Source organism: Marinomonas sp. CT5 (assembly GCF_018336975.1).
GTDB lineage: Bacteria > Pseudomonadota > Gammaproteobacteria > Pseudomonadales > Marinomonadaceae > Marinomonas.
In genome coordinates this window covers 3,070,380-3,084,958 of the sequence record NZ_CP025572.1, presented here as the reverse complement: position 1 = coordinate 3,084,958, position 14,579 = coordinate 3,070,380, and the positions used below count along the sequence as shown (strand labels likewise).

27 protein-coding genes and 1 tRNA gene are annotated in these 14,579 nt (G+C 44.1%); 20 read left to right on the top strand and 8 right to left on the bottom strand.

Translation table 11 applies throughout. From position 1 onward, the window contains the following. Positions 1-258 (bottom strand): helix-turn-helix domain-containing protein (locus tag C0J08_RS14660; protein ID WP_212652675.1); only part of this gene is annotated, 258 nt, incomplete at its 3' end. Between the two features lie 223 nt (positions 259-481). On the opposite strand from C0J08_RS14660, the gene C0J08_RS22760 reads away from it, so the two are divergent. After that, the gene (locus tag C0J08_RS22760) at positions 482-610 is read left to right on the top strand and encodes a hypothetical protein (RefSeq protein WP_283247081.1); all 129 of its coding nucleotides are present in this window, start codon (positions 482-484) and stop codon (positions 608-610) included. 48 nt (positions 611-658) lie between these two features. On the opposite strand, the gene C0J08_RS14655 is transcribed toward C0J08_RS22760, so the two are convergent. The 4 genes from C0J08_RS14655 to C0J08_RS14640 form a co-directional block, all read right to left on the bottom strand. Continuing rightward, on the bottom strand, positions 659-1,240 hold the full coding sequence (locus C0J08_RS14655; RefSeq protein WP_212652674.1) for a hypothetical protein: 582 nt from the start codon (positions 1,238-1,240) through the stop codon (positions 659-661). 603 nt (positions 1,241-1,843) lie between these two features. Then, positions 1,844-2,287 carry a hypothetical protein gene (locus C0J08_RS14650; RefSeq protein ID WP_212652673.1) on the bottom strand — a complete coding sequence of 148 codons (444 nt, stop codon included), beginning with the start codon at positions 2,285-2,287 and terminating at the stop codon, positions 1,844-1,846. Between the two features lie 111 nt (positions 2,288-2,398). Then, positions 2,399-3,016, bottom strand: a complete 618-nt coding sequence (locus C0J08_RS14645) for a porin family protein (RefSeq protein WP_212652672.1) — start codon at positions 3,014-3,016, stop codon at positions 2,399-2,401. Between the two features lie 65 nt (positions 3,017-3,081). Next, a complete protein-coding gene (locus C0J08_RS14640; RefSeq protein ID WP_212652671.1) occupies positions 3,082-3,864 on the bottom strand; it encodes a helix-turn-helix domain-containing protein in 783 nt (260 codons plus the stop codon). 221 nt (positions 3,865-4,085) lie between these two features. Between C0J08_RS14640 and C0J08_RS14635 the strand changes: the two genes are divergently transcribed. The 18 genes from C0J08_RS14635 (at position 4,086) to C0J08_RS14550 (ending at position 12,687) form a co-directional block, all read left to right on the top strand. Continuing rightward, positions 4,086-4,415, top strand: coding sequence for a hypothetical protein (locus tag C0J08_RS14635; RefSeq protein WP_212652670.1), 330 nt, complete (start codon positions 4,086-4,088; stop codon positions 4,413-4,415). A 343-nt stretch (positions 4,416-4,758) separates the two neighbouring features. Then, positions 4,759-5,046: a hypothetical protein gene (locus C0J08_RS14630; protein WP_212652669.1), complete on the top strand. Its 288-nt coding sequence runs from the start codon at positions 4,759-4,761 to the stop codon at positions 5,044-5,046. After that, positions 5,043-5,738 carry a DUF2786 domain-containing protein gene (locus C0J08_RS14625; RefSeq protein WP_212652668.1) on the top strand — a complete coding sequence of 232 codons (696 nt, stop codon included), beginning with the start codon at positions 5,043-5,045 and terminating at the stop codon, positions 5,736-5,738. Before C0J08_RS14630 ends, C0J08_RS14625 begins: the two co-directional genes overlap by 4 nt. Further along, complete coding sequence (locus tag C0J08_RS14620) at positions 5,735-5,911, top strand: hypothetical protein (RefSeq protein ID WP_212652667.1); 177 nt, start codon at positions 5,735-5,737, stop codon at positions 5,909-5,911. The genes C0J08_RS14625 and C0J08_RS14620 overlap by 4 nt, the downstream gene beginning before the upstream one ends. Continuing rightward, positions 5,908-6,243 carry a hypothetical protein gene (locus C0J08_RS14615; RefSeq protein ID WP_212652666.1) on the top strand — a complete coding sequence of 112 codons (336 nt, stop codon included), beginning with the start codon at positions 5,908-5,910 and terminating at the stop codon, positions 6,241-6,243. The genes C0J08_RS14620 and C0J08_RS14615 overlap by 4 nt, the downstream gene beginning before the upstream one ends. After that, positions 6,240-7,316, top strand: a complete 1,077-nt coding sequence (locus tag C0J08_RS14610) for a hypothetical protein (protein ID WP_212652665.1) — start codon at positions 6,240-6,242, stop codon at positions 7,314-7,316. Before C0J08_RS14615 ends, C0J08_RS14610 begins: the two co-directional genes overlap by 4 nt. A gap of 7 nt (positions 7,317-7,323) precedes the next feature. After that, on the top strand, positions 7,324-8,313 hold the full coding sequence (locus C0J08_RS14605) for a phosphoadenosine phosphosulfate reductase family protein (protein ID WP_212652664.1): 990 nt from the start codon (positions 7,324-7,326) through the stop codon (positions 8,311-8,313). Positions 8,314-8,322: 9 nt separating this feature from the next. Beyond that, complete coding sequence (locus tag C0J08_RS14600) at positions 8,323-8,685, top strand: hypothetical protein (protein WP_212652663.1); 363 nt, start codon at positions 8,323-8,325, stop codon at positions 8,683-8,685. Positions 8,686-8,699: 14 nt separating this feature from the next. Then, entirely contained in the window at positions 8,700-9,326 is a 627-nt protein-coding gene (locus C0J08_RS14595) for an adenylosuccinate synthase (protein ID WP_212652662.1), read from the top strand. Further along, positions 9,326-9,487, top strand: coding sequence for a hypothetical protein (locus C0J08_RS14590; RefSeq protein ID WP_212652661.1), 162 nt, complete (start codon positions 9,326-9,328; stop codon positions 9,485-9,487). The genes C0J08_RS14595 and C0J08_RS14590 overlap by 1 nt, the downstream gene beginning before the upstream one ends. A 2-nt stretch (positions 9,488-9,489) precedes the next feature. Beyond that, entirely contained in the window at positions 9,490-9,801 is a 312-nt protein-coding gene (locus C0J08_RS14585; protein ID WP_212652660.1) for a helix-turn-helix domain-containing protein, read from the top strand. A gap of 32 nt (positions 9,802-9,833) precedes the next feature. Further along, entirely contained in the window at positions 9,834-10,109 is a 276-nt protein-coding gene (locus C0J08_RS14580; RefSeq protein WP_212652659.1) for a hypothetical protein, read from the top strand. Between the two features lie 68 nt (positions 10,110-10,177). Next, positions 10,178-10,456: a hypothetical protein gene (locus C0J08_RS14575; RefSeq protein ID WP_212652658.1), complete on the top strand. Its 279-nt coding sequence runs from the start codon at positions 10,178-10,180 to the stop codon at positions 10,454-10,456. A 43-nt stretch (positions 10,457-10,499) separates the two neighbouring features. Next, positions 10,500-10,573 (top strand) — tRNA-Ile (locus tag C0J08_RS14570). A 46-nt stretch (positions 10,574-10,619) separates the two neighbouring features. Next, complete coding sequence (locus C0J08_RS14565) at positions 10,620-11,126, top strand: hypothetical protein (RefSeq protein ID WP_212652657.1); 507 nt, start codon at positions 10,620-10,622, stop codon at positions 11,124-11,126. Further along, entirely contained in the window at positions 11,119-11,649 is a 531-nt protein-coding gene (locus tag C0J08_RS14560) for a hypothetical protein (protein WP_212652656.1), read from the top strand. Before C0J08_RS14565 ends, C0J08_RS14560 begins: the two co-directional genes overlap by 8 nt. Then, on the top strand, positions 11,579-12,271 hold the full coding sequence (locus C0J08_RS14555; RefSeq protein WP_212652655.1) for a tyrosine-type recombinase/integrase: 693 nt from the start codon (positions 11,579-11,581) through the stop codon (positions 12,269-12,271). The genes C0J08_RS14560 and C0J08_RS14555 overlap by 71 nt, the downstream gene beginning before the upstream one ends. An 8-nt stretch (positions 12,272-12,279) precedes the next feature. Next, positions 12,280-12,687, top strand: a complete 408-nt coding sequence (locus C0J08_RS14550) for a hypothetical protein (protein WP_212652654.1) — start codon at positions 12,280-12,282, stop codon at positions 12,685-12,687. Positions 12,688-12,921: 234 nt separating this feature from the next. Here C0J08_RS14550 and C0J08_RS14545 read toward each other — a convergent pair whose 3' ends face one another. Together C0J08_RS14545 and C0J08_RS14540 are read right to left on the bottom strand one after the other, a co-directional pair. Beyond that, complete coding sequence (locus C0J08_RS14545) at positions 12,922-13,146, bottom strand: hypothetical protein (RefSeq protein ID WP_212652653.1); 225 nt, start codon at positions 13,144-13,146, stop codon at positions 12,922-12,924. 64 nt (positions 13,147-13,210) lie between these two features. Further along, the gene (locus tag C0J08_RS14540; protein ID WP_212652652.1) at positions 13,211-13,459 is read right to left on the bottom strand and encodes a hypothetical protein; all 249 of its coding nucleotides are present in this window, start codon (positions 13,457-13,459) and stop codon (positions 13,211-13,213) included. A gap of 474 nt (positions 13,460-13,933) precedes the next feature. On the opposite strand from C0J08_RS14540, the gene C0J08_RS14535 reads away from it, so the two are divergent. After that, positions 13,934-14,104 carry a hypothetical protein gene (locus C0J08_RS14535; RefSeq protein WP_212652651.1) on the top strand — a complete coding sequence of 57 codons (171 nt, stop codon included), beginning with the start codon at positions 13,934-13,936 and terminating at the stop codon, positions 14,102-14,104. Positions 14,105-14,155: 51 nt separating this feature from the next. On the opposite strand, the gene C0J08_RS14530 is transcribed toward C0J08_RS14535, so the two are convergent. Continuing rightward, a complete protein-coding gene (locus C0J08_RS14530; RefSeq protein WP_212652650.1) occupies positions 14,156-14,566 on the bottom strand; it encodes a type II toxin-antitoxin system HicB family antitoxin in 411 nt (136 codons plus the stop codon). Between the last annotated feature and the right edge of the window lie 13 nt (positions 14,567-14,579).

Here is a 14,579-nt window from a genome sequence, read left to right as displayed (position 1 = left end):
TCTTTTGATTGTTTGAGCAGGTGTCTCTTTGGCTTTCGGGGATTTAGACATGGGTAGCCTCACTTTGGTAGACCAATCCATTTTGCCGTGTTTTCGAAGCCAAGTCAGCACCGTTGATCGCCCTTGGATTCCATAGATTTTTTGAGCTTGCTTATAAGTCATGTCGCCTTTTTCGACGGCCATCACTATCTGTAATTTAAAGCCCATTGTGTAGTCACGTTGAGTACGCTTGCGCTTGGTATTACTTGATGTCCCCATAATAGGTCTCCTAGGTGTAAACCTATTTCAGGACGGGACAATTCTACGAAAAAGGCCTGCATTAGACTGTGTAATTGCGGTGATGAAAAGTAACCGGACAGACACTCTGTCCGGTTTTTGTGTAAATCGGATAGACTTTTGGGCTTATCGTGTAGACCTTTCGTTATTCTCTTGTAAGAAAAACGTAAAGAGAATAAAAAAATAAGGGATGGAGGAAACCCTTATGGAATATATGGATTTAGAGGAGCGCATCAGGCGATTAGAATGCCTATTGATGCGCGCAAAAGAAGATGAGAAAATTTTTGTTGTAGCTTATTATCAGGCGCTGATTGATGAGTTGCGTGGCAAATAAAAAAAAGAGGCTAGACCTCCTTTTTATAAGCAATAACGCTACTTTATATTAAGCGATACTTATGCGTTGAATGGTAGACTTATAATACGATTCAGCGTCTTTGATCTGCTCTTGCTTAATAGTAAGTTGAGCGCTGAGACTTTTAAAGATGATAATTATTGTCCCTAATACTTTGAAGAAAAGTATGAAGGGTGTTAACAGGTTAACGAGCAACCATGATTTGTGAGCAAATATCTGTTTTGATACGATAAAATATTGCTTTACCAGCTTTCTGTATTCATCAGGAAGTTCATCTCTTTCAATTTTTTTAATAATCTGTTCGATGTTTCTTCTTAGTGCTTTATCTTTTAGTAATCTATTGAATCTATTGATGAATTTAGTTATTTCAAAGTCTTTAGTCGAAGCTATTGAGTTGTTTATTAGGTTTATTAAAATCATGTACTCATCAGAATTTTCTTTTATTCTGCCTTCGATCGCCATAACCGCAAGATCGTCCCTAATTTTGTATAGCTTAAATCTTTTTTCGTTGATTCTTGTAGGCTTTATGATTGAATAATTTAGAAACATTAATGCCCATATGCTAACTAGTAGTATGATGGAATTTAAAAAGATTTCTGGGTTAACAGTCATTTTCAATCTCCGTTCTATTGATTCCGCTTGTGCGATGTTTCCTAAGAGCTTGCTTGCCATCTCCGTCATTGGAATGCATTAATCGTTTTCTAACCTCTAAAAGGTGGGCGATTTTTTCTTCATATAGTTTTTTTTGTCGATTCGCCCAATAGATGGTAATTAACATTACGATCGTTGGTGGAATCGCATAAAAATAGTTCAAGCTAAGTAGTTGTCTAATGAAATCGGCGAGATCATTTTGCGGCAACCTATCCACTATATGATAAGAAATATATAGGAAAGCCAAGATAATAACCCCGACAATCTGACCACTATTAATCAAATTGTAAACTTTATTAATTAACAGCATTAGCACGTCGTTGAAGTTTGTTTTTTTGCGTGCTAGTCGCTCTAGTTGGCGGTTTACCCTTAGGTGGGTTCATTAGTTATATCCCTGTTGCACGCAATAGTCAAAATTTGAGCGTGTATGTTACTGCTTTCATTAATCAAGATCAAATCAACCGTCATTTAGACTGCAGTGTTTTAAGCCTGCTGTTGCGCACCCTTGGTTGCTTCTCGTAGCCATGCTAAACAAACTCCCTTTTCTTTAGCTAATTCTTAAACTTACTTGGAGATTATCAGCTTATTTATGTCCACTTCACCGCCAACCAAATTAACTGTGTAGGTGAAATTAGACAGCATTAATTCGGTGCATGGTTGATCGGCATTGCTTAGTGAGAGCCATCTTACCAAGTATTCTGGTTTCACTTGTTTGTTGTCTATATCTAGATTGAAGCTCTTATTATCGATTTTTGTGGCGTATTCCCGTGCAGGGTCCACATTTGTCACTTTGACTTCTGGGTTAACATGAATCTTACCTGCAGAATCGGTACAGAGGTCTTGCCCAAGAGAAAGTAGCATTCCTTTATCGCCTCTGCGCATTTCACTAAGTGTGAGTTTTCCTGTTAGTTTTTTTAACTTGTAGTCTTGTGTATCCCATTCCGCTTGAGAGAATGCGTGAGTGGCTACGATAGAGCTTAATAGTAACGTGATGCTGACTTTCTTCATGTGAGTTCCTTTTTTTAGACTACCACGGCCCTTCTTTTATTTTGAGCAGGTTAAGCCTATGTGATTTGCGCAGCGATCGCGTTTCCCGCTGTCGCCGCGTGTTTAATGTAATCAGAAAGACATAATGGCTTTTAGCTCTGTGAATCTTGCGTCTTCCATTTTTGAAACCCCTAAGCCTGCAGAGAATCTATCGTTAAAATGATAGGCCGCTGATGCATTTAGGCTGGTTTCGTTACCGTCTTCACCGGCATCTACATTCATGCGTATAAGCGAGAGCGAGGCGGCCAGTTCAATATTTGGGTGAACCATTGAACGTACACCACCTTCAAATGCCAAGCCATTTGTTGTTTCTTCGGCGCTAATCGTAAAGCCGCGGTAAGGTGCTGACGCTGACGCCTTGTAACTTTCAAATGTTGCTTTGCCGAATAAGTCGGTTGTTGTGTTTAGTTCGTAACGGTAACCGGCTCCGAGTGACAATCGTGTTAGTTTTAAATTTACGGTTGTGCTGCCGCTGATAATGTCATCTTTAGTCGATTCAGACCGCCCCGTCAGAAATACGTTATCGTTTACCAAATAGTTGCCAGCGATGGCCAGACCGCCTAGGTCAATGTTGTTATCAAAAGACGCCCCGACCCATCCGATAGACGCTTGATTCCATTGCGGTGCGTCAACAGCGTGCGCTGAAACAGTGGTTAGTAGTAGTGCTGAGACCAAAAGGGTTTTGTTCATTGTTATTGCTCCATGCCCATCCATTTAATTACTGACGTGTGGGCAAGGCGTCAGCAATAAGAATATTAATGTTTCCACGCACCATCTTTCATTTTTAACTGCATGATCAGCTGCTCAATAATCGCTTGAAATTGTGCGGCATCGGTCTCGGGGTCGTAGCCTTCGCGTATGGCCATTTTTGCGTTATATAGCTGTGTCACGGCTGTGATGAAAGGAGCGATTAAATCCGAATCTACGTCAAACCCCGCTTGTTTTATTGCGGCAATAATCTGGTGACTGGTCTTCACAATGGTGTCGAAATTAATTTGTGTGCCTTTGGGCGCTGAGAGTGGTTTTCTGTCTAGCCATTCTTCTGGCAGATCCATTCTTTTTTCAATTATGCGAGCGGCGCGAGGGGTGAGTTTAGCGTCTCCGCTTAGCACTCGACTTATCCAGCTTTCGCTGTAATCGCACATTTCGGCTATTTTGTAACGCGGCATTTTCTTATCGGCTTCTAAATGCGCGACGTGTTTTGCAAAGTTTTGTCTGCGCCATTGATATATCCATGCGTTTTCGAATTCTTCTTGCGTCATGCCTGCTATTTTCATGGCATCTTCTAGAGAGATGTCGACTAGCTTGCAGATCATCAAAGCTTCTTCGAGAGAAAATGACGTAATGCCACGCATTCGGTTGCTTAGTGTTTGAGTGGAAAGGCCAAGGTAAGAGGCTATGTCGCTCATATCGTAACGAGACGCGCCAATGACGCGCTGCATCGCTAAAGCGCAAGCCTTTGCTGTGCTGCTTTTTTCTTCCGGTGCGGCGGCAATGGTTGGCGCTGGCGCACTTTCATCGAGCTTTTTTCTTGCCATGATTAGTAAATCTTTCCTGAAAACATTGATATAAGTCGATTATAGGAAACGCCAAGTAATCAAATCGAATATAAAATAAAATCAATATTGACTAAAAACATATCTCTGTTAATAATCTATTCAAGATGTGACGGTTTGGAAATGATTAATAATTATCAACCGTCAATATTTTTGCCTTGCTCCCGCTGTGAAGCGCCACCGCGAGGCATCTAGGAGGGGTTATGTCTAGTCAGCTTAACACATTAGACCATACGATTATGGGGATTTTATTCAAATCCAATAGGGCGTTATCTATCCCGACCATAAGCGCGTTGTCTGAGTCACCCAAGCGCAATGTCCGAAAATCGATTTTTAAATTGATGGATTTGGGTTTTGTGGTGCGTCGTGCTGATCGTGGTGCGTTGCCCCTTTATTCCGCTGTGATTGATTGCCCTTATTTCCCGCCTGTTGCGTTTGTAGCAGAGCGGGCTTTTTTGGCGTTTGATGATGCGGAGTTTTCTAAACTGGTGGCGGACGTTGAAAAGCGCGCCAACACTAAAACTTTACACTGAATATCGAAACAAGAGGTTTTTAGGACAAGATGTCCACGATGTTCTGTTTATCTGATTTGACAGGTACAGAGCAATGATTAATAATTTAACCGTTACTGCAAAATCAGTAACCCGGACTCGCACTCTGGAACATTCACGAAAGGGCAGACTAACCGCCCATTTAAGCGGTTTTTTTATGTCTGCACGCCTGTGCCTGCCTGTTATGGTCAGTTGGGCGGAGCTACCTTCGGGTAGGTCGGTTTTCCTTTCGTGTGCCGATAGTGCGAAACTCCGCTTGACTGGCCACCCTATTGAAATTCGCACTTCGATTTGGTGGTCCCTATTTCACGAAAGGAGACTTACCATGGCACAGTTACGTCAAAAATCTGATCAATTGTCTGTTTACGCCAAACGCGTACAGTGCGCTATTCAATACCACCTACCTAAATTTGGCGAATCGCCACGCATCTTGTTAGATCCTAACGAAATTTCGAGTTTATCCAAGATTTCTGTTGATAAAGTTCAGCAGGGCGTTAAAGAGCTTGAACGCGAGGGGTACATCGCTCGCATGTTTAAGGGTCGTCGCAGCAAGGCGCATGTGTTCGCGCTGCTTAATCCTGAATTGAAAGGGAAAGCGGGGGTGTGGGCATGAGTATGGATAGCCGTTATCAAGCAAAAATCCGCAAGCTTTTAGCTTTGTCTCAATCCGATAATCCACACGAAGCGGAAACCGCAAAACGTCAAGCTATGTCGCTGATGAAAAAGTACCGTATCGATGTTGATGAGCTGGATATCATTTCAACGTATTCGCGACCAATTAAGCGTAAAACTATCAAGGAATACGAACATATTTTGGTTTCGGCCATTATGGAAATTTCGGGCGTTTATGCTTTGCATGGGACACGACCGCGCATATATGGTGGTCGTATCGTTTGGGACTCTTATGTTGAATTTATCGGCTTGGAGCGTGATGCAGAATTGGCCGCTTATTCCTTTGATGTGATTTATCCTCAATTAGAAAAAGCCCGTAAAGAGTTTCAAAAAACATATGGCGGTAATGCGCAGCAAGCAGACTTGTATTGCAAGGGCTGGATTGTTTCAGCTTGCCGAAAATTGGTTAATGTCTTTGGTGAGCGCGATAAGCCTGAAGAGGTTGTTAAGCACAAAGCCAAGAAACTAGAAGGTGTAGAGCCTTCAAAAATTAAGGACACGAAGTCTTCTGGTAATCGTGGCCTTGATTTTGATTGTTTAACTCTTGGCGGCGCTCACGGGAAGAATGCATCACTTAATGTCGCCACCACTGATCAGCAAGAAAAGCAGCTGAGAATTGGGGGTGAGGCATGAGCACACCTTCTATCGCGGCTTTGGTGTCTGCGCTTATTCTCGTTGTTATCGGCTTCACTCTAAAGAATAAAGCTGATCAGATTTTCTTGTTTGTGATTGTTGTCTGCTTTGTGGCGGCGGTGATCGGCTGGAATGAGCTTCTTAAGCCTGCAGGTTTGGGAGGTGGTTTGTGAGCGCCCCTTCTGCATTTCGTTCTGTTATCCGTAAAGCTAGAAAAGCTCACAAGTGCTGCGAGTGTCATGCGGTTATCAATATTGGTGACCGTTATCAATATTCATCCGGTGTTTGGGATGGCGAACCAGACGATTACAAACAGTGTTTGGGTTGTGGGGAAATTTTCGACGCCGTTACCCGCGATGGTGATGAGGTCGGTTTTACACAGTTGCGCGATTACTTGTTTGATAGTGATATGGATCATCCTGAACAGCTATTGGCGTTTTCTAAGAGAATGGGTGTTGATGCTGATGCTGTAGTGCGCCTTATGGATTTGGGGGTGTCTTCATGAGTATCACCCAAACTGTGGCGGCCATTGGTCGCCTTGGTTTCACTGGTAATGTGACACCTAAAATCTGGTACAAGCAGATTTCTTTGCCTTCTGGTCGTCCTGATCATAAGGCCATTACGTTGCTGTCTGAGATCCTCTATTGGTATCGCCCGACTGAAATTCGTGATGAACACACGGGGCAAGTTATTGGGCATCGAAAGAAGTTTTCAGACGATAAATTACAGCGCTCTTATCAATCGTTTGCTGATGATTTTGGTATGACTAAGCGTGAAGTTCAAGATTCCCTCAAGCGCTTACGTGATGCGGGTTTAATCACTCTTGAGCTGCGCTCCAAGACTGTTGGCGGCAATCACCTATCAAACATTCTTTTCATCGAGCCAGTCGCTGTCGAAATTGACCGTATTACGTTTCCGATTGTTGATGATGGTGTTTCGCCCAACTGTAACACCTCCTCCGAAAATTCGGAGGATACCCCACGTGAAGATGTAGGGGCACCTACGTTGGAACGGGGGACGTATACAGAGATTACTACAAAGACTTCTACAGAGACTAAGAACTTAGATCTCTTGTCCGATTCTGGCGAATCGAACGAGTTAGCCGTGATCGATGATTCTGTTTCATTTGATGTGACTGAAAAAAACAAAATGCTAACCGAGGCGTTTGAGTACTTTTGGTTTGCATATCAAAAAAAGACGGGGCGAAAGACGGCTGAAAAGGCATTTTTGAAAATTAATTTCCCAAAGTCTTGCGATTTGAAGAAAAGGTACTTGAGCAAGAGGGATATGCTCGATCACCTTAAACAGGCTCGATTTACGGCGCGTGAGTTTTTACAAAACATCATTGATCAAGCTGGGCTTTGGGGGGATCTGTACGCCTCGGCACCCGCCGACCAGAAGCAATATCAACCGCACCCGGCAACGTGGATCAACAACGAACGCTGGAACGACGAGGAATTGCCGACGATTCGACGAACACAAGGCTTTGGCGGCTCACAACCGCCAGCGATCGTTCACGATAACCGCCAAGGTGTTAACGATGCGTTGAGCGACATTCACGATACGGATTGGATGTGAGGTGAGTATGGGGCAGTCAGTTATTGCATCAGATAAAAACGTATCAGATTTAGATATTAAGGTTTTCTTGGCTGAGCAAAGAATAATCGAATGGTACGAGCACTTTGATGGACAGGTCTATATCTCATTTTCGGGCGGAAAAGACAGCACTGTTTTGGCAGAGTTGGTTTGGTCGATTTATCCAGAGGTGCCAGCTGTTTTTTCTAATACGGGTCTTGAATACCCTGAGATTGTCCAGTTTGTTAAGCGTAAACAGAAACAAGGATATCCAATTGTAATAATACGGCCCAAGAAGACATTTAACAAAGTGGTTTTGGAGGATGGTTTTCCGCTGATCAGTAAGAAAGTTGCGGAAATGGTATCTCGTTTTTATAACCCTAAGCCGAGCAATGAAGCGACTAGAAAGCTGTATTTAACAGGCATACGAAAAGATGGTGTTTTTAGTAAAGGGAGCAAGCTTCCTGAGCGCTGGAAAAAGTTAATTGAGGCGCCTTTTAAAGTGACGGCCAGCTGCTGTGACTCACTCAAAAAAGAGCCATTTCGTCGATATAAAAAAGAGATGGGGCGCTTTCCTTATGTTGGTGTTATGCAATCAGAAGGTGGCGGTAGAGGAATGATAAAAACCTGTAATTCGTTCGATGGTAAGGCGCCTCAATCGCGTCCGATGTTGCCGTGGAGTGAAGATGATGTGTGGCAGTACATTCGAGAAAACAATGTTGAGTATTGCAGCGTCTACGACGACAGAACGGTTAATGGCGTATTTGTTGAAGGCGAAAAGCGCACGGGTTGTATGTTCTGCGCTTACGGTGCGCATCTTGAGAAAGGTGAAAACCGCTTTCAGCGTATGGCCATTACTCACCCGAAGCTTTGGAATTATTGCATCAACAAATTAGGTATGGCTGAGGCGCTGGATTTTATTGGTGTGGATTACATGCCATCCAGACCAGAAAAAAGAGACGTCAATCAGCTTGAATTGTTTGAACCACAAGAAAGGTAGGAGGCTGCCATGTTTGATTCTAATAACGATTTGTTTAACGAATTTCCAAAAGTGGCAAACGCCTATTTCGAAGCCGCGAATAACGCCCATGACGTGGCGAGCTGGAAACCTAGCCATTCGGTGGTGATGGAAGCGGCTCGACGTGTTGGGTTTCAGGCATTACGCCGCCGTGATACTGGCGCGGGTAAACGTGCGTTTGGCAAGCATTACAACGAGGTTTGCAAAGCGTTTGCACGCGGTGAGCGGTTTGTGGTGCCTGAGTTCACAGAAACGAAAATCGAGCGATTGAGTGAGCGAGAGCTGTTAAATCGTCGTGCTGCCGGCCCTAAAAATATTGGCCGATTGAAAGATATTTTAGAAGGGAGGGCGTGAGGATGGCTTTTGATATGACGCATAACAATTTAAACGAGTTGGCGCAAAAGTGGCTGTTGCGTTCACCTTCTGCCAATGGCGCGCATTGCAAGATCGCTTTTACTGAGGTTGGTCCATTGTTTTACGGTGAGATCGCAGACGCATGGGGCTTTAATTACGATTATGATTTTTCAGTAGTGGTTGAAAGCAAGGTCAGCCGTTCCGATTTCTTGGCAGATAAGAAGAAGCCACATCGTAATGGCGAGGTTTTGGGAATGGGGACGTTCCGCTACTTCATTTGTCCTGAAGGCATGATTAACCCTGATGAGCTGCCAGAGAAGTGGGGTTTGCTTTGGGTGAATTCTCGCGGCCATATAAAAATTAAAGCTGGTCATTTGGTTGGTCAGTCTCATTATTGCTATGGCGCTTCTTCGTATGAAGGTTGGGAACATGAAGTCAATTACACGGCAGAGCGCAAAATGATGGGGCACTTGCTGAACCGCGTAGGTGATGCGGAGGGTACAAAAGAGAAGATCCGCGAGTTGTATCGTGAGCTGAATGCGGCAAATTCAGAGAATCAGCGCCTTAAAGAGGAAAATAAAGCGCGGGTGTTTAGTGATCTTGGCAAGATTGGTTCGTCATTGGCTATGGGGAGGGTGTGATGATTAAAGCTATTTTTATGATTTATGTGTTCATGATCGCGCTGGTTGTTGGTCTATTCAATGATGATTTAATTATACGAGCCTTTGCGTCAGCGGCGTGTTTTGGTGCGGGTCAGTTCAGTATGTATTTTATCAACTTGCAAATAAGAAATGGTGGTTGAGCATGTCTTTATCCGATCGTTTAACTGAGTTGCGAGAAGCTAAAAAAGTGTCTTTACAGGTTGTTGCTGATGCGGTTGGTGTGTCAAAGACGCATGTTTATGAGCTCGAAAAGGGAAGTGCCAATAATCCATCGTTAAGTCTTTTGGTGGGGTTAAGTGATTTTTTTGAGATATCTATCGATGATTTGGTGGGCAATATTGTTTATCAGCCTGCCAAACTGGATGTGATAAGAGCGTTTGTTTCAAGTGATTCTATTGCGGTATCACATCAAAGCCTTGGGCAGTATAGGCGGTCAATTTTAAAGTTGTGTTAATCAATCATCGTCGTGAGACGAGGAGGCTTTTTATGATGAATATTCAAACACCAGCGGCCAAAGCCGGTGATCCAGAAACCAGCCATTTAGCGGCGGAGGCTGTTACTAAAAGCGGCGTGCGTCAGAAGCAGATAGAGCGGGTTGTCGCTATGGTTCAGGAGACTAACGGTTTAACGTCTCGTGAGCTGGCCAGCAAGCATGGGGAAGATCGCTACATGGTTGGGCGTCGCATGAGTGAAGCAGAAACCGCGCAAGAGGTGGAAAAAGGCCCGTTCGTATTTGTGCGATCGGCAAGTGCAAGGCGGTGACTTGGTGGGTGAAAGGGTCGGCTCCGAAGGTTTAATTTTAATCACTGTTGGTAAATAGAGAGGGTGTTATGTCAGAAAATATTGAGATCGTAGTTGAGGGGGCGCTTACCCACGCTAAAGAGTTGGCAAAAGAAATGCCTAGTTGGCAAGGTGGTTTTGCGTGCTCTGTTGTTCGTGCTATTGGGCTGCTGCAATCTGAAAATGCGCGGTTGATGGCTGAGTTAGAAGAGAAGGCCGCTGCCTTTATACCTGAAGCGAAGAAAAGAGAATATACCAGCTCATTAGCTGAGCGGCCAAATTATGCAAGACAGGGTGATTCTGCAAGCGGTAGTCATCAGTCTTGGTAAATGAGTCTTTTTCTAGGCTGGTTAGCCAGCCTGTTTTTAAAAGTAATCTGTAGCTTAATTGGTAGAGCAGCCGACTAATAATCGGGGGCGTGCGTGGTTCGAGTCCCGCCAGATTATTTCTAAAAACAAACAATCAACGTCGTGATGACGTGGGGGAAATGCTATGCGCTGGAAAGATTCAGATAAGGTCGGCTCTTTGGGTTGGTTGTCTTGGATGATCGTTAATAAACACATTGATACGCTGATTAGTACCTCAGCCGATGCGGGTTGGGCGGGTGTTAGTAATACTGGCAAGGTTTGCGACATGCTGCAGAGTGGCATTGTGCCAGAGTTTGGCGGCGGCGGTGAATCTAACGCTAAGATGATTAAGGCTATTGAGCAGCTGACGACGAAAGAAAGTGGCTTTGGCTATTTGTTTGATTCTCTGTCCCCTATGCAGCGCTTGTGTTTGTTTGCTTCGGTTCTTGCGGAAGGTCGTAAAGATGAGCGGGGAATGTCTCCGCTGAATACGTCTATCGCGGCTTCTATTCGTCGTTATGCTGCAGAGTTACGGATGCAGCCTCCTTTAAAGCGTCTGTCTCCTGTTAATTATTCGGTTCATTTGTCGCGCGGCAAGGCGGCATTTATTGAGCGTTTGGTTGCTGAGATGGAGATGCGCGCGGATGACTAAACGCATTACTGATACGTCTATTAAGCAGTTTTTGGCAACGAGTGACAAAGAGTGGTGTTATGACTCGCGTCGAGTGGAGTTTCGTGCCAATCCATCCCGCACCAGTGGCACGTTTTACGATGTGGTGTATAAGGGTAAGCGTAAGATTCGCACGCCTTTGGGTAAGTGGCCAGCGCTGAAAGCATCCGATTTGTTTAAGCGTTTGTCAGAGATTCGCGCCCAGGTGATGGCGGGGGAGCGATCGGGGAAGAAGTTTGACACGGTGACAGATTGCGGGGCGCTTTTATTGTGGTTTGTGGGCCATATTGAGAGTGATAAGACGTTTAGCCCTCGTTATGTAGAAAACGCCTATCATTTAATTCATACCCATTTGATGGGGTGTTTTGAGGGGGTGCCTGTTCGTGGGTTGACTCGCCATGTTGTTTATACGCGATTCTACAAAGAGAAGATGAATGTGCTGGCGCTTTCGTCTATGCGTACGACTTGGGGGGGTCTTGAAGCGCGCCTGTTCGTTGGCGGCTAAGCTGGAGGTGATCGCGGCTGATCCGTTGGCGGGGGTGGGTTGGAAAAGTTTCTCGACATCAAAAGAGCGGCCAAAATCTGGACGTCTGAAGGTGGATGATTTGGCGGCGGTTGTTAAGGAGATTAGCAATGCGCAATTTAATCGACGTTTGTTTTTTACGCTGCAGCTGTGCCAAGGCACACGGATTGAAGAGACGTGTTTGGCGAAGTGGGCGAATTTATATTTAGATCGTGGTGAGTGGGTTATCCCCGCTGAGGACACAAAGACAGGCGTGGAGCTGCGTACACCCTTAGCGCCTAAAGTGGTTGATATGTTGCGGCAAGCAAAAGCAAGGCGACAAGGGGATTTCGTTTTTAGTCGGTGCGGTAAAAGGCCGATCACGTCCAAGACGGGGCGAGATTGGTATAAGGCGTTGCGTAGCGGCATGGATGTGTATTTTACGTCCCATGATATGCGTAAGCTGGCTAACGACTATTGGATGCAAAGCGGTGTTGATAGTACGGTCAGGAAAATGTTGCTCAATCACTCGCGCGGCAATTTAGAAGGCCGCTATGAAAGCGAATACGCTTGGCCGCTGATGGTCGAGGCTGTGGAGAGATTGGCGGGTGAGGTTTTTGGTTGAGTAATTCTATGTCTGACTATAATCAAGCCATTACGGCTCCTTATCCAACGCGCTTTGGTTTACCCATAGACCATGCAGGCGCTAATCTTTCTAACAGTAACTGGGCAGTAATGCCTACCTCCAGCTATCGAAAAGCCAACCGTTTTGGTCGTGAAATGGCTGCACACTTCTTGCAACGGCTAAAGGACGATCCAGACAATGTGGGCTCGGGTGTGTTGGGGCATATTGCGGGTGACATAGACTTTCAGGACAAAACCGTTACCAAGGGATATTGGGTGGGCTTTTTTAGCCATTTAGAGCGACACCTATACCCATCCGTCAAGCAGTGCGATGTGTTTGTGGATTTGGCCTTTGTGCAGGCCGAATACGACCATAGAGCACAATATGCCAACGAACTAGCCAAATTGGAGGATTAACCCATGCAATCATTTGTGATCAAACAAAACGGTTGTCCGGTGACCACTTTAACAATCTGTCACCACGGTGGTGATAGGGAAAGGGCTGACGAAGCTTAAGCAATAGTGGGATGAAGAGCACCCCAGTTACATTAAGTGATAAAGCGCTTCCCAAGTGGAGCGTTTTTTTTGTTTGTCCTGTTGACTATTTGATGATTAAAGAATTAAACAGAAACATTATTGATGCTAATGTTTTTAGATAAATCGAACAATATATCTTTCTCCGTTAGCATCAACTTCGTAGAATTTTGATCCTGACTCTTGAGCATCCTTTAACATTTTATACATGTTCACTGCTTGCTCAAGCGTAGGTAGTGCTTCGCTAAATTTATCTGTGTTTGATAATTTTAAGATACTGCTCTCTAATTCGGGTGTAATACGTACTCTTCGATCCGCAGTTGTTTTTTTTGAGGTAGACATAATTTTTCTCTTCAAGGAAGTCGTCGGCTTTTTACGACCGACATTCCTTCTTTATGATTCCTAATTAATAAAAGTACTGCAATACGATAGCTATAACTGTTGATATTGCGCCACCTAATAAAGCTTCCAGTATACATGACCTTTTCAGCCATTTTCTCTTTCGCCTTTTTGGCTTTTCTGAGTACTTCTTTATCTTGTCAGCACCCAGTGCAAAATCTAGTTCTACTTCGTATATTTCTCGTATTTCCACCTTCATTTCTATCGATTTGGAGGTGACTTTACGCGTACTAGGTTCATAGGTTTTTTCTTTCATGGTCTACATTCCTTGCGGTTTGTAGCTCATTTTTCTCACTATTAGAATGTCGAAGTTTCTTGAGCTACGTTGCAGGGGGGGGGAGTGAGAAATTAGAAACTAATGCGACGACATCTATGGACAAATCGGTAAGATACATTTTCATGTGTGTCTCCTAATAAATTAAAAAAGTAAAGTTTTGCATATAATGCAAGACCGATATTAGGGACAAAAAGGGGACAAGTAAACCCTTTTTTTGTCTTTTTTTATTTAAGACAAAAATTGGAACCTGACTGATTAGGTTTTGCAAAAAATACATTATTTATTCTGAGTAAGAGTTGAGTTTTGGCCCGTTAAGACTTTTTTTAAAAAACTAGTATTAACTTCTCTATGAATTGCTTTGTTAACTGGTGCAATCGCCTATATTGCAGCCTAATAAAAATACCTAATTAAGAATGTAGAGGGCTTTTTCTGCGCCATTTTTCGTCTCATAGTATGCGTAAGTTGGCGAACGATTATTGGATGCAAAGCGGGGTGGATAGTACTGTCCGTAAAATGCTGCTTAATCACTCGCGTGGCAATTTAGAAGGCCGCTATGAAAGCGAGTACGCTTGGCCGCTGATGGTCGAGGCTGTGGAGAGATTGGCGGGTGAAGTGGTTTTGTAGGTATGAAAAAAAGCCCTCGCGGGGAGGGCTTTTGGTTGGTGAGGTGAGCGATTAATAGAAGGCGATTTCTATTTTTTTACCCAGCGCGAAGGCGGCGCGCTCTAAGGTGCTTAATTTTGTTTCATGCCGAAGGTTGAATATGTCCCGAATGTTCTGACGTTTAACATCAATTAATCGAGCCAATTCGGACGGCTTAATTTTCTTTTCCACAACCGCATTTAGTAAGAGTACTTTTGTCCAGATAATCGCTGGTAACTCTACGCTTTCATCTACAATTTCAGAAGGAAGCGGGATGGCTTCATTTTCATCAAAGTAGAATTCAAACGATGTAATGAGTCCGTCTAAGGCCTCACTTAATGCTTCTTCTTTTGTGTCACCACATGTATGCAGTTCTGGAATGTCTGGGGACGATGCGTAATATCCGCCACCTTCTTCCTCTTTTAATATAATTGGGTATTTCATTTTTGCCTCGTTA